This is a genomic window from Pseudomonas sp. GL-B-19, assembly GCF_019956415.1.
Classification (GTDB): Bacteria; Pseudomonadota; Gammaproteobacteria; order Pseudomonadales; family Pseudomonadaceae; genus Aquipseudomonas.
Genome location: NZ_JAHBDK010000097.1, coordinates 58,428 through 71,364 on the forward strand (window position 1 = coordinate 58,428; position 12,937 = coordinate 71,364).

Genomic DNA, 12,937 nt, shown 5'->3' on the forward strand with positions numbered 1-12,937 from the left:
GAGCCACCATGGATTTCGAATTGAGCGAAGACCAGCGCGCCATTGCGCAGATGGCCGACGGCTTGTTTGTCGACCATTGCCATGACGACTACATGCGCCAGTGGGACACCAGCGGCGAGCCAATGATGGCGCCGCTGTGGGCGTTGTGTATCGAGACCGGGCTGCATGCCCTGGCGATTCCCGAAGAACACGGCGGCAGCGGTTTGGGCATGACCGAGCTGATGCTGGTGCTACAAGCCCAGGGCAAGGCCCTGGCCCAGGTTCCGTTGTGGCGCCATCAATTGGCGGCCGCAACCCTGGCCCGTTTCGCCGCTGGCGACAGTGCCGGTTGGGTGGCCAAAGCGGCATCCGGCGAGGCGTTGCTGAGCCTGTCGGTCGACGGCTTGAGCAGTGCGCGGGGCATTGAGTTGCAGGCGCAGGCAAATACCGGGGGCTGGTCGATCAATGGCCGGGTCGCGGCCTTGTCCCTGGGTGATCAGGCCAGCGCCGCACTGGTGCTGGTGCAGGCCGAGGGCCAGCCGCGCTTGCTGCTGCTCGATCTGTCGGCGTCTGAAATTCGACAGGTGTCGGCGGTGTTGACCCACGGCGAAGCGGTGGCTGACCTGCACATCGAAGGTTTGACCGTGAACGCCACCGCGCTGCTGCCGGCCGAGGCGGTCGCCTGGCTGGAGCTGCGCTGCACAGCGGCATTGGCTGCCCTGCAACTGGGGGTCAGCCAAGAGCAGATCCGCCGCACGGTGGCCTATGTCAGCGAGCGCCGGCAGTTCGAGCGTGTCATCGGCAGCTTCCAGGCGGTGCAGATGAGCATGGCCGACACCCATATCGCCGTCGAAGCCTTGCGCACCGTGCTGTGGCAACTGGCCTACCGCATCGATGCCGGTCTGCCTGCGCCCAGCGAAGCGCTGGCCGCCGCGTGGATGGCCTGTGAAGCGGGGCATCGCATCGGCCATATCGCGCAGCACGTGCATGGCGGCATCGGCGTCGACCTGACGTACCCTATCCACCGTTTTCTCTACTGGAGCCGCGGCCTGTGCCTTGCCCTGGGTGGCTCGGCGGCAAGCCTGGAACGCCTGGGCGACTGGCTCAACGATAACGACAAGCTGGGATGGAAATATGACCTCGAAGAACACCAAGCGCTTTGAAGACGTGCGCCCCGGCGAAGTACTGCCGGAGCTCGCCGTGCCGATCACCGTGACCCTGATCAACGGCGGCGCGATTGCCACCCGTGATTACTTCCCCGGTCACCACGACGCGGAGGCGGCGCGTGCTCTGGGTTCGCCCCACGTGTTCATGAACATCCTCACCACCAACGGGCTGGTGCAACGGTTCATCGAACAGTGGGCCGGGCCGCTGGCGCAATTCACCGCGCTGAAAATCAAGCTCGGCGCGCCGAACTACCCCGGCGACTGCATGACTTTCAATGGCAGCGTCAGCGGACTCGACGTCGACACCCGCACGGTGGAAATCACCTTGAGCGGCAAAAATTCCATGGGCAACCACGTGACCGGCACGGTCGCGCTGGTCCTGCCCTGATAGCCGGAGAGACACAGATGACTGATTCATCGATTTCCGGGCGTGCCGCGATCGTAGGTCTAGGCGCAACCGAATTTTCCAAGAACTCCGGACGCACCGAATTGCGCCTGGCCCTGGAGGCCACCTTGAGCGCGCTCAAGGACGCCGGCATCGATCCGTCCGAGGTCGAGGGCTTCAGCTCCTACTCGGTGGACAAGGTCCCGGAGTATGAAATCGCCCGACTGCTGGGGTGCAAGGACGTCAAGTTTTTCTCGCAAGTGCCCCATGGCGGCGGCGCGGCCTGCGGACCGGTGATGCACGCGGCGATGGCGGTGGCCACCGGGATGGCGAAAGTGGTGGTGGTGTATCGGGCCATGAACGAGCGTTCCTGGTATCGCTTCGGTACCGGCAGCTACGGCTTCGCTTCGGCACCGACCTTCGACAACGTCAACTACGGCTGGTACATGCCCCACGGCTTCCATACACCGGCGGCCTGGGTCGGGATGTTCGCCCAGCGCTACATGCACACCTATGGCGCCACCAGCGAAGACTTCGGTCGAATCGCGGTGGCGGCACGGGATTTTGCCGCGACCAACCCCCAGGCGTTTTTCCACGGCAAGCCGATCACCCTGGAAGAACACCAGGCCTCGCGCTGGATCTGCGAACCGCTGCACCTGCTCGATTGCTGCCAGGAATCCGATGGCGCCGTGGCGATGGTCATCACCTCGGCCGAACGCGCCCGTGACCTGCGGCAGAAACCGGTGACCATCAAGGCCGGCTCCCAGGGCATCAGCCACGGTCAGCAGAGCATGACCTCGTTCTACCGCGAGGACATCACCGGGCTGCCGGAAATGGGTGTGGTCGCCCGCGAGCTGTATCGCCAGTCCGGCCTCGGCCCCGAGTCTTTCCAGACTGCCGTGATCTATGACCACTTCACCCCGTTCGTGCTGCCACAGTTGGAGGAGTTCGGCTTTGCCAAACGCGGCGAAGCCAAGGAATTCATCCGCGCCGGGCACCACGCCCGTGGCGGCAAACTGCCGATCAACACCCACGGCGGGCAACTGGGCGAAGCCTATATCCACGGCATGAACGGCATCGCCGAAGCGGTGCGCCAGGTGCGTGGCACGGCGGTCAACCAGGTGGCGGATGTGCAAAACGTGCTGGTCACCGCCGGCACCGGCGTACCCACCAGCGGCCTGATTCTCGGCGCAGCCTAAGGAGCAGCAGATGTTCGTCGACCTCACTCCCGAACAACATGCCCTGCGCCACAAGGTGCGGGACTATTTCCAGGCCCTGATGACCCCGGACATGCGCGAGCAGTTGCGCGGCAAGGAAGGCGGCGACCTGTTTCGCCAGACCATCCGCCAGATGGGCCGCGACGGCTGGCTCGCGGTCGGCTGGCCGAAGGCTCATGGCGGCCAGGGTTACGCCGCCACCGAACAGTTGATCTTCTTTGAAGAAGCCAACATCGCCGGTGCACCACTGCCGTTCGTTACCATCAGCACCGTCGGCCCGGCCTTGATGGCTCATGGCAGCGAGCTGCAGAAAGAGCGTTTTCTACCTGGGATCGCCGCGGGCGAAATCATGTTCGCCATCGGTTATTCCGAACCCGACGCCGGTAGCGATCTGGCCGTGCTGAAAACCAGCGCCCGCCAAGACGATGAAGGCTTCCTGGTCAATGGCAACAAGCTGTGGACCTCGGGTGCCGAATCGGCCGATTTCGTCTGGCTGGCGGCCCGTACCGACCCGACCCAGGCAAGGCACAAAGGCATTTCGCTGCTGATCGTCGACACCACGACGCCGGGCTTCTCCCACACCCTGATTCCCACCACCAGCATTCCGACCACGGCCACTTATTACGACAACGTACGGGTGCCCAACGAGATGCTGGTAGGTGAGTTGCACGGCGGCTGGAAGCTGATCACCTCGCAACTGAACCACGAGCGCCTCGGCCTGGGTACCTGGTCGGACAAGGTAGTGGCGCTCTTTCGCCGGGTCTACCTGTGGGCGCGGGCCCGTGACGAGCAGGGGCATCGGGCAATGGATAAGGCCTGGGTGCGCAGTTCGCTGGCCGAGTGTTATGCGCGGCTGGAGGCGATGCGCCTGATCAATATGCGCATCGCCGCCGACCTTGAGCGCGAACGCATGGACGTGGCGCTGAGTTCGACCACCAAGGTTTTCGGCTCGGAGTCGGCCATCGAGATCCTGCGCAAGCTGGCGGCGATCCTCGGCGCCAATGGCTCAATGCGCAGTGGCTCGGTGGCGACCCTGCTGCAGGGCGAACTGGAATTCGAATTGCGCAGTTCACCGACTCTGACCTTTGGCGGTGGCACCAATGAAATCCAGCGTGAGCTGATCGCCCAGTTTGGCCTCGGCATGCCGCGCACCCAACGCTAACGCTGGTCCATCAAAAACAAAAACCGTACTCGCCCCGGATCCGGGGCGGGTCGAAGGGGACTTTCATGAGCACTATTGAACAATTCAGGCACGACACCCGTGCCTGGCTGGAGGCTAACTGCCCGCTGTCGATGCGCACCGGCATGGCTGAAGGCGACGTGGTGTGGGGCAGTCAGAACCCGCAGTTTCCCTGTGAAGACGCGCGCCTGTGGTTCGAACGCATGCGCGACAAACGCTGGTTCTGTCCCGAGTGGCCCGAGGAATACGGCGGAGTGGGCCTGAGCGAAGAACAACTGGCGGTGCTGGAAAGCGAGATGCGCCGCATCAAGTGCCGGCCGCCGCAGATCAACCTCGGTATCTGGATGCTCGGGCCGGTGCTGCTGGCCTTCGGCAGTGAGCAACAGAAACGCGACCTGCTGCCGCCGATTGCCCGCGGTGAAGTGCGCTGGTGCCAGGGCTTCTCCGAACCGAACGCCGGTTCCGACCTGGCCAGCCTGAAAATGGCCGCCCGCGATGCCGGTGACCACTTCGTCGTGGACGGCAGCAAGATCTGGACTTCCTACGGCGACAAATCCGACTGGATGTATGCCCTGGTACGCACCGACTTCAGCGCACCGAAACACGAAGGCATCAGCCTGATCGTGCTGGACATGCGCAGCCCCGGCGTCAAGCCGCAGCCGATCGATTTGATCAGCGGCAAGTCGGCATTTTGCCAAGTGTTCTTCGACGCCGTGAAAGTCCCCAAGAGCCAGTTGATCGGGCCGTTGAACGGTGGCTGGAACCTGGCCAAGTATCTGTTGCAGCACGAACGCAAGGCGATGTCGAAATTCGGTGAGTTCAGCCTGCCGTCGCACTTCGACCTGCTGGCCCTGATGCGCGAGTACCTGCCGGCGCCACAGACTCAGAGCGAGCACGCTCTGCAGGCGCGGGCCACGGCCTGCGCGATGAACGAGCATGTCTACAACCTGACTGTGCAGCGCATGGGTGAAGAGGCGCGGGCCGGCGATGACATCGGCGGCCTGATGTCGATCATGAAGCTGGTGCACACAGAACAGGAACGCGACAAGTTTGAAGTGCTACTCGATGCCATGGCCGGGCATGCCTTCGGTTGGGACAGTCCGGCGTTCAGCGAGCAGCAACAGGCGGTGACCCGTTCCTGGTTGAACAGCTATGCGCTGACCATTTCCGGCGGGTCCTCGGAGGTCCAGTTGAACGTCATCGCCAAGCGCGTGCTGGGCTTGCCCGACGCTAAAAAAGGAGTCACCCCATGAGCCTGCGTTATAGCGATGAACAGCGTTTGCTGGCCGACAGCGCCCGGGACTTTCTCGCGGCCCGCAGTCCGGCCAGTGCCCAGCGTCGACTGCGCGATGACGCGGTTGAAGCGGGTTTCGATGCGCAGTTGTGGCAGGGAGCGGTCGATCTGGGCTGGAGTGCGATTCCGTTTCCGGAAGACTTCGGTGGCCTGGATTTCGGTTGCAAGGGCCTTGGGCCGATCTTCGAATCCATAGGCCGCAACCTGTCCGCCACGCCGCTGTTGTCCAGCGTTGTACTTGGCGGTTCGCTGGTGCTTCTGGCAGGCAACTCCGCGCAACAGACGCGCTGGTTGCAAGCCGTGATCAGTGGTGAACAGCGCCTGGCCCTGGCCGTGGACGAACAGTCGCGCCACGACCCGAGCCGGATTGCCCTGGCAGCGAAAGTCGAAGGGCAGGGCTATCGCTTGCACGGCGACAAGTTCTGGGTGGTCGACGGGCTGGGTGCCGACGCCTATGTGGTGGCGGCGCGCACCTCCGGGAAGCCGGGCGACACGCACGGCATCAGCCTGTTCCTGGTGCCGGCCGATACACCGGGTTTGACCGTCAGCGCCTTGTCGTTGATCGACTCGCGCAACAGCGCACGCCTACAACTGGATCAGGTGCAATTGGGAAGCGAAGCGCTGCTGGGCACCCAGGGCGAGGGCTGGGCCGCGCTGGAAACCGCGCTGGACCGTGGCCGAACCTGCCTCGCGTCGGAGCTGTTGGGGATGGCCGAGCAACTGTTCGAAACCACCCTGGAGTACCTCAAGACCCGCGTGCAGTTCGACACACCCATTGGCACTTTCCAGGTCCTGCAACATCGCTGCGCTCAAATGTACGTCGACCTCGCGCTCAGCCGCAGCGCTCTGATGGCCGCGCTGGCGACGCTGGATGACGCCAGTCCCGATGCTCCGGCACGCGCTCGTCTGGTCAGCCTGGCGAAATGGAAGACCGGCGACACGGCGATCAAGGTGGCCAACGAAGCCGTGCAAATGCACGGCGGCATTGGCGTCACCGACGAGCTGGATGTCGGCCTGTACCTCAAGCGCGTTCGCGTCGCCCAGAGCTGCCTGGGCGATCGGGATTTCCATTGCGAACGCTATTCGGCCCACGCGTAAAACCCTGTGGGAGCGAGCCTGCTCGCGAAGGCGGAGTGTCAGGCAACGAGGATGCTAAATGTGCCGGCCTCTTCGCGAGCAGGCTCGCTCCCACATGGAATCGGTCGGGTACCCGCCACTTGAGTACAACACCACCCCCCTGTGGGAGCGAGCCTGCTCGCGAAGGCGGAGTGTCAGGCCATGAAGATATTGAATGCGCTGGCCGCTCCCACAGGCCTTTCGCCCGTTCTGGAGAAAACAAAAATGAGCATTGAACGCTGGCAAACCGCGTGGCGCGAACTGATCGCCCCCGGTGCGCCGTTTGAGGTGGTGACGCCCGATGATGGCGCTCCACGCTACTTCCGTCACGCCGCGGAAAACCTGCTGCAAGTGATCGACTCAGGTCGCGTCCACGGCGACCGCGAGTTTCTGATCTGGCAGTCGCAACGCCTGACTTTCAACCAATTCTTCGATCAGGTCGACCGCCTGGCCGGGCAGATGGTTGCCCGTTTCGGCTTGCAACCGGGCGAGCGGGTGGCGATTGCCATGCGCAACCAGCCAGCGTGGCTTGTGGCCTTTGCCGCTATCCAGCGCTGCGGTGCAGTGTGTGTGCCGCTTAACAGTTGGGGCCTGCGCGATGAGTTGCAATACGCGTTGCAGGACAGCGGTTCGCGCTTGCTGCTGTGCGACGAAGCACGTCTCGAAACCCTGCGAGAAGATCTGGCCCGTGAGCATCGGGCGACCATTGTCGTCGGGGCCCAGGGCGAGTCTTTACCCGAGCACTGCCTGCGTTTCGAGGACCTGATCAGCGTCCCTGCATTGCCCACACCAGCGCTGAAAATCGATCCCGACACGCCGGCACTGATTCTCTACACCTCGGGTACCACCAGTCGTGCCAAAGGCGCGGTATCCAGTCACCGGGCAATTTGTCAGGCGCTGTTTGCCCTGGATTTCCAGGGCGCGTTTTGCGCCATGAGCTCGCCCGAACGCATCGGCGCCGTGATCAATAGCGGCTATCCGCCGACTACCCTGGCAGCGGTGCCGATGTTTCACGTCAGTGGCTTGCATGCGCAGTTCCTCTGCGCCTTGCGCGGGGGGCGGCGCTTGCTGCTGATGTACAAGTGGGATGTGGAGCAGGCGCTGGACTTGATCCGCGACGAGCGCTGCACCCAGTTCAACGGGGCGCCGGTGATGATGCAGCAACTGCTGGCCTCACCGCGCTTTGCCAGCGAACACACCGCGAGCCTGTTCGGCCTTGGCCTGGGGGGTGGAGCCGCATCTGCCGGGGTGCTCGACAACATGCTCAAGCTCAAGCCCGACGCCATCGGCGGCGCCGGCTACGGCCTGACCGAAAGCAACGGTATCGGCGCTGCCATCGGTGGCGATCCGTTCATATACAAGCCGGCGACGGCGGGGTGGGCGTTGCCGATCGTCGATATTCGCATCGGTGACAGCCCTGACCAGCCGCAGCCGGCGGGCACGCGCGGGGTGATCTGGCTGCGTTCGCCGACGCTGATGAGCGCTTACTGGAATTTGCCAGAAGCCACTGCGCAAAGTCTGCGCGACGGTTGGCTCGACACCGGCGATATCGGCTACCTCGACGATGAGGGGTTCCTGAATATCACTGGCCGGGTCAAGGAGTTGATCAACCGTGGTGGCGAAAAGATTTCCGCCGCTGAAATCGAGACGTGCGTCCTCGATATGCCCGGAGTCCTGGAAGCGGCTGCATTTGCCATCGCCGACCCTCTGCTGGGTGAGACGGTGGGGCTGGCCGTGCATGGCATGGCATCGACGCTGCCCCAGGAGGCTCAAATCTGCGCATTCATCGCCGAACGCCTGGCCGCCTACAAAGTGCCAGCGCAGGTCTATCGGGTACTCGAACCCTTGCCACGCAATGCCACCGGCAAGGTACTCAAGGCACAACTGCAAGAAAAGTTGGGCGCATAACGCTTCCTTAGTCTTTCCGGACGATGCAGGGGCCGGCAGAACACGAACAATGGGTCTAAATCACAAAGCCTTATCAGCGAAGGAGGCATTACATGAAAATAACAAGAACAGGTCTCATGCTCGCGGTCGCAGTCACAGCCAATAGCGGGCTGATGGGTTATGCGCACGCCGCGGTGTCACCTCAGGAAGCCGCCAAACTGGGCAAGGAGCTGACCTGTGTCGGCGCCGAGCAAGCCGGTAACGCCGAGGGCACCATTCCGCCGTACACCGGCAAGTACCTGGGCGAAGTGCCGGGCTGGAATCATGTTAAGTTTTCCGGCGACCAGCCGGTTGATCCCTATGCTGCGGAGAAGCCAATCCTGGTGATTACCGCGCAGAACATGAGCCAGTACGAGTCGCACCTGACCGAAGGGCAGAAGGCCCTGCTGAAGAAGTACCCGACCACCTACAAGATGAACATTTACCCAGGCCATCGGGATTTCCGCTACCCCGATTACGTCTGCCGTCGTGCGATGGACAACGCGCTGCACGCGAAGCTGGTCAACGACGGTGCAGGTTTCGAAGGATTGGGCCAGGTGCCGTTCCCGATTCCAAAGAACGGCATGGAGCTGCTGTGGAACCATCAACTACCGGCCCGTGCCTACACCGAGGAAAAAACCAGCGACCTGGCTTCGGTCCTGCCCAATGGCAGCATCGGCTGGGGGCGTGCCTATGCACGTAACCTGTCGCAGGCCAACTCGCCAACCGTCGAACCCACTACGGATGGCAAGGTTCAGGCCATGAGTAACAACATGACCCTCAAGCCGGCCCGCGACAACGGCACACTCAGTATTTCCCATGAACCCTACAACTTCGCCGTCGAGTCGCGTCAGGCCTGGTCCTACAGCCCGTCGACCCGACGTGTGCGGCAACTGCCGGGGTATGGTTACGATCAGCCGATGATCGGCACCAACGGCACCATGACCGTTGACGAGGACCGCTTGTTCAACGGCTCGCCGGAGCGCTTCACCTGGAAACTCATCGGCAAGCGCGAGATCTACAGCCCGGCCAACGCCTTCAAGCCCAACGCCGGGACCGTCAAGCACGCCGACATGCTGACGCCCAACCATCCCAATCCCGATTTGATGCGTTATGAGTTGCGTCGCGTGTGGGTGCTGGAAGCCGACTTGAAGGAAGGCTATCGCCATGTCTACGGCAAGCGCGTGCTGTTTATCGACGAAGACACCTGGAACGCCGTCATGGCTGACAACTACGACGCCCGTGGGCAACTGTGGAAATACGCCATGGTCAACTATTACTACCACCCTGACATGAGCGGCTGGCAGGCCGGTTCGCAGTTCTTCATGGACTTGAACTCCGGCCAGTACACCGGCTACGGCATGACCAACGAGTCGAAGAAAGGTCCGATCCTCAACGAAGGAAAATTCACTCCGGACCAATACACCGCGGATGCGGCGCGGGCTATCGGGCGCTAAGACCGAGGTCGTTGCATTAACAAAAGCCCCATCGGTATCCGGTGGGGCTTTTTTTATTCACGACCCCGTGAACCGGACACGGCGGTGTACCTGCTGCACCGCGTTATCGTTCTTCGCTTTGTAGGAGCCAGGCTTGCCGGCGAACCAGGCGCCGCGGTGTATCTGAAATACCGCGTCATCGTTCTTCGCCTGTAGGAGCGAGCGGGCGGCGATCCGACTTGCCCGCGAACCAGACGCTACGGTGCATCTGTCGCACCGCGTTATCGTTCTTCGCGGGCAAGTAGATCGCCGCCCGCTCGCTCCTACGAAAGCAAACAGATCTCCACAGACACATCGGGAACAACATTTCACCGTCAATCCTCCTCCAGCGTTCTAGCCTGAACTGACAGCGCCATGATCAAGGAGGATCACCCATGCCAAACATTCGTCATGCACATCGACTGCGTACCGGTCGCTATTCAGCGCCGGGACAGGTTTATCTGGTCACCACTGTTGTCCAGAACCGCGACCCCGTATTTACAGAGTTTGCACAGGGTCGTCTGGTGGTTGATGCGTTGAGGAAAGCTCAGGAAGAGGCGTTCGCCATATCGCTGGCTTGGGTTGTCATGCCGGATCATCTTCATTGGCTGATCGAACTTGGGGATTGCACGCTCTCCTACGTAATGGCGAGGACAAAATCACGCATTTCGCTCGCGTTGAATCGCTCGATCGGGCGCAATGGATCACTCTGGCAGCATGGTTTTCATGACCGAGCCATCCGCAGGGAAGAAGACCTGCAGGCGGTGGCCCGCTATATCGTGGCCAATCCGTTGCGGGCGGGGTTGGTGAGAAAAATTGGCGACAATCCGTTATGGGATGCGGTGTGGTTATGAACCGATTGCAGCGAACACCGTCCTGTAGGAGCCAGGCTTGCCGGCGAATCAGGCGCTGCGGTGTATCTGTAATACCGCGTCATCGTTCTTCGCGGGCAAGCCACGCTCCTACAGGCGAACCAGGCGCTGCGGTGTACCTGTTGCACCGCGTCATCGTTCTTCGCCGGCAAGCCTGGCTCCTACGCCAACAAATGCCACCTCAAGTCCCCGATCATGTCCAGGTGCGAGTAGTCACGAAAGCTGAATCGCCAGACCCCGTCGACACGCTCGAACTCATCAACGTAGCGCCCGGCAGCGATGGGTTGCAGGGGCAGGGTGTCGGTGGCCTGAAGCACGGTGTAGCAGGAGCGCACCGTCGCCGTTCCCGCTGTTTCGTTGATGTCGATGATGGGGTTGCTGATGAGGTGTCGGGTACGGGGTGTACCGCAGGGGTAGATCTTGATTCGTTGCTGCCAGATCCCCAGCAGGGCAGCGTGATCAAGGAAGATCTCCTGGTTTTGTACCTTGATGCGGGCATGACGGAACAGCTCTGCGGCCTCGACCAATTGACCGCCGTCCAGGCATTCGGCGTAGCGGTAGAGCAGGTTGCAGATGTGTACGGCGTTGGTACTCATGGTGATCCTCATTAAAAAGCCGCTGGAACCTGACAAGGTTGCAGCGGCGCGGTGTTGCGGGAAAGCAGGTCAGGCAGTGGCGGCCTGGACCGGCGTGAGGAGCGGGGCGGGGTGCTTCATCTGTTGGCGGTAACGTGGCAGCGCCAGGGTCAGGAACACGCTGGCCAGCACCAGCAATGACACTGACGAAGCAAGGGCATAGCGTAGGGATTCACTGCCCAGGGTCGGCACGAAGAAGTCGCTGAGCATGCCCACCAACAGTGGCCCGACACCGACACCCAAGAGGGTCATGGACATCACGAAAATCGCCGTGGCCTGGGCCAGTCGTGTGGCCGGGAACAGGTGGGTAATGGCGCTCAGGCAAGGTGTTGCCCACCAGACGCCGAAGAAGCCGAAAGCGCTGTAGAACAGGAACGCTTGCGGCACAGCGATGCTGCCGATATGGAACGCCGTGCCTTGGGGCCAGAGGAAGTAAGCCAGGGCAAAGGGAATGCTGATCAGCGTTCCCAGCAGCGGCACGCCGATTTGCCAGCCAACATCGCGCCGCGCCATGCGGTCGGTGAGCATGCCGCAGACCAGGGTGCCGATGGTCGACCCGGTGCCGCCCACCACGCCCACCAGGAACCCCGCCTCTTGCAGGTTGAGGCCGTGGGAGCGGATCAGGAAGCTCGGGCTCCAGGTGCCGATGGCGTAACCGGCAATCGCCGCCGCGCCGCCGGTAAGTACCAGCCACAGGAACGAAGGCATGCGAAACAGCTCGACCAGGGTCTTAAGCCAGCCATCCTGTTGTGCCGCGACGTTACCCAGCGGTGCTACGCGCTTGGGCGCCCGCACGGTCAGCAGCAGAAGCAGGCCGAGGAAAATACCGGGGGCGCCGATCAGCAGGAAAGCGTAGCGCCAGCCATGGTGCTGGGCGATCCAGCCGCCCAGGCCCAGACCAACAATTGCCCCAAGGCTGGAACCGAGCATCAGAACCGACAGAGCAGTGGATCGGCGGTTCGCCGGGTACAAATCCGAGACCATGGCCACCGACGGCGCCGTGCCGCCGGCTTCACCAACCGCCACACCGATCCGCGCCAGCACCAGGGTCAGAAAGTTGCCGGCCATGCCGCAGAGCACGGTCATCAGGCTCCAGGCGATGCAGCTGAAAGCGATTACCGGTTTGCGCCCGATGCGGTCCGACAGGCGCCCCAGCGGGAAGCCGAACACGGTATAGAACACCGCGAAGGTCACCCCCGAAAGCAGACCGATGCCGGTATCGGAAATGCCGAATTCGAGCTTCACCGGTTCGATCAGGATCGCCATCAACTGGCGGTCGATGTAGTTGAACACATAGATGCTGGCGAGCACGAAAAGCGCGTAGTGCGTTCGCCATGTCACGGGGGTGGATTGGTTCACTGCGGGTGCTCCCGGTTTTTTTCTAGTTGACGCGATGCTCGGCGTGTCACGGTTTTTTCTCATCGTCCATTCAGACCATTTTTTCGTCCCCCGGACAAACCGCCGTACACGGTCTGCTCATGTAGGAGCGAGGCTTGCCCGCGAAGAACGATGACGCGGTGTGTCCGATGCACCGCGGCGTCCCGTTCGCCGGCAAGCCTGGCTCCCACAAGCGGTGTGTCCGATGCGCCGAGGCGTCCCATTCGCCGGCAAGCCCCATGTGGGTACAAACGATGCGGTACCGGGATCGACCTGTCGATAGCCGACCTAGTCTTGTCGGACGATGTTTCGCTC

Annotated in this window: 11 protein-coding genes; 9 read left to right on the forward strand and 2 right to left on the reverse strand. The window is 62.4% G+C overall.

The window, feature by feature from the left end; translation table 11 throughout:
- Positions 1-8 precede the first annotated feature (8 nt).
- The 9 genes from KGB06_RS28230 to KGB06_RS28270 all read left to right on the forward strand — a co-directional run bounded on the left by KGB06_RS28230 (position 9) and on the right by KGB06_RS28270 (position 10,592).
- Positions 9-1,142, forward strand: a complete 1,134-nt coding sequence (locus KGB06_RS28230) for an acyl-CoA dehydrogenase family protein (RefSeq protein ID WP_223521592.1) — start codon at positions 9-11, stop codon at positions 1,140-1,142.
- Positions 1,114-1,533: a MaoC family dehydratase gene (locus tag KGB06_RS28235; RefSeq protein ID WP_223521594.1), complete on the forward strand. Its 420-nt coding sequence runs from the start codon at positions 1,114-1,116 to the stop codon at positions 1,531-1,533. Before KGB06_RS28230 ends, KGB06_RS28235 begins: the two co-directional genes overlap by 29 nt.
- A gap of 17 nt (positions 1,534-1,550) precedes the next feature.
- On the forward strand, positions 1,551-2,729 hold the full coding sequence (locus tag KGB06_RS28240; RefSeq protein ID WP_223521596.1) for a lipid-transfer protein: 1,179 nt from the start codon (positions 1,551-1,553) through the stop codon (positions 2,727-2,729).
- A 10-nt stretch (positions 2,730-2,739) separates the two neighbouring features.
- Positions 2,740-3,909: an acyl-CoA dehydrogenase family protein gene (locus KGB06_RS28245; protein ID WP_223521598.1), complete on the forward strand. Its 1,170-nt coding sequence runs from the start codon at positions 2,740-2,742 to the stop codon at positions 3,907-3,909.
- 65 nt (positions 3,910-3,974) lie between these two features.
- Positions 3,975-5,180 (forward strand): acyl-CoA dehydrogenase family protein, encoded by a 1,206-nt coding sequence (locus KGB06_RS28250; RefSeq protein ID WP_223521600.1) that lies wholly within the window; start codon positions 3,975-3,977, stop codon positions 5,178-5,180.
- Entirely contained in the window at positions 5,177-6,319 is a 1,143-nt protein-coding gene (locus KGB06_RS28255) for an acyl-CoA dehydrogenase family protein (protein WP_223521602.1), read from the forward strand. Before KGB06_RS28250 ends, KGB06_RS28255 begins: the two co-directional genes overlap by 4 nt.
- A gap of 243 nt (positions 6,320-6,562) precedes the next feature.
- Positions 6,563-8,245: a class I adenylate-forming enzyme family protein gene (locus KGB06_RS28260; protein WP_223521604.1), complete on the forward strand. Its 1,683-nt coding sequence runs from the start codon at positions 6,563-6,565 to the stop codon at positions 8,243-8,245.
- Between the two features lie 92 nt (positions 8,246-8,337).
- A complete protein-coding gene (locus tag KGB06_RS28265; protein ID WP_223521613.1) occupies positions 8,338-9,720 on the forward strand; it encodes a DUF1329 domain-containing protein in 1,383 nt (460 codons plus the stop codon).
- A 413-nt stretch (positions 9,721-10,133) separates the two neighbouring features.
- On the forward strand, positions 10,134-10,592 hold the full coding sequence (locus tag KGB06_RS28270) for an REP-associated tyrosine transposase (RefSeq protein ID WP_223521614.1): 459 nt from the start codon (positions 10,134-10,136) through the stop codon (positions 10,590-10,592).
- A gap of 179 nt (positions 10,593-10,771) precedes the next feature.
- On the opposite strand, the gene KGB06_RS28275 is transcribed toward KGB06_RS28270, so the two are convergent.
- Both KGB06_RS28275 and KGB06_RS28280 read right to left on the reverse strand, forming a co-directional pair.
- A complete protein-coding gene (locus KGB06_RS28275; RefSeq protein WP_223521616.1) occupies positions 10,772-11,206 on the reverse strand; it encodes a nuclear transport factor 2 family protein in 435 nt (144 codons plus the stop codon).
- Between the two features lie 69 nt (positions 11,207-11,275).
- Positions 11,276-12,604: a spinster family MFS transporter gene (locus KGB06_RS28280; RefSeq protein ID WP_223521618.1), complete on the reverse strand. Its 1,329-nt coding sequence runs from the start codon at positions 12,602-12,604 to the stop codon at positions 11,276-11,278.
- Positions 12,605-12,937 lie beyond the last annotated feature (333 nt).

Excerpts from the sequence above, each read along its gene's own strand:
- KGB06_RS28230 (WP_223521592.1), top strand. The coding sequence starts at position 9 with ATGGATTTCGAATTGAGCGAAGACCAGCGCGCCATTGCGCAGATGGCC.
- KGB06_RS28235 (WP_223521594.1), top strand. The coding sequence starts at position 1,114 with ATGACCTCGAAGAACACCAAGCGCTTTGAAGACGTGCGCCCCGGCGAA.
- KGB06_RS28240 (WP_223521596.1), top strand. The coding sequence starts at position 1,551 with ATGACTGATTCATCGATTTCCGGGCGTGCCGCGATCGTAGGTCTAGGC.
- KGB06_RS28245 (WP_223521598.1), top strand. The coding sequence starts at position 2,740 with ATGTTCGTCGACCTCACTCCCGAACAACATGCCCTGCGCCACAAGGTG.
- KGB06_RS28250 (WP_223521600.1), top strand. The coding sequence starts at position 3,975 with ATGAGCACTATTGAACAATTCAGGCACGACACCCGTGCCTGGCTGGAG.
- KGB06_RS28255 (WP_223521602.1), top strand. The coding sequence starts at position 5,177 with ATGAGCCTGCGTTATAGCGATGAACAGCGTTTGCTGGCCGACAGCGCC.
- KGB06_RS28260 (WP_223521604.1), top strand. The coding sequence starts at position 6,563 with ATGAGCATTGAACGCTGGCAAACCGCGTGGCGCGAACTGATCGCCCCC.
- KGB06_RS28265 (WP_223521613.1), top strand. The coding sequence starts at position 8,338 with ATGAAAATAACAAGAACAGGTCTCATGCTCGCGGTCGCAGTCACAGCC.
- KGB06_RS28270 (WP_223521614.1), top strand. The coding sequence starts at position 10,134 with ATGCCAAACATTCGTCATGCACATCGACTGCGTACCGGTCGCTATTCA.
- KGB06_RS28275 (WP_223521616.1), bottom strand. The coding sequence starts at position 11,206 with ATGAGTACCAACGCCGTACACATCTGCAACCTGCTCTACCGCTACGCC.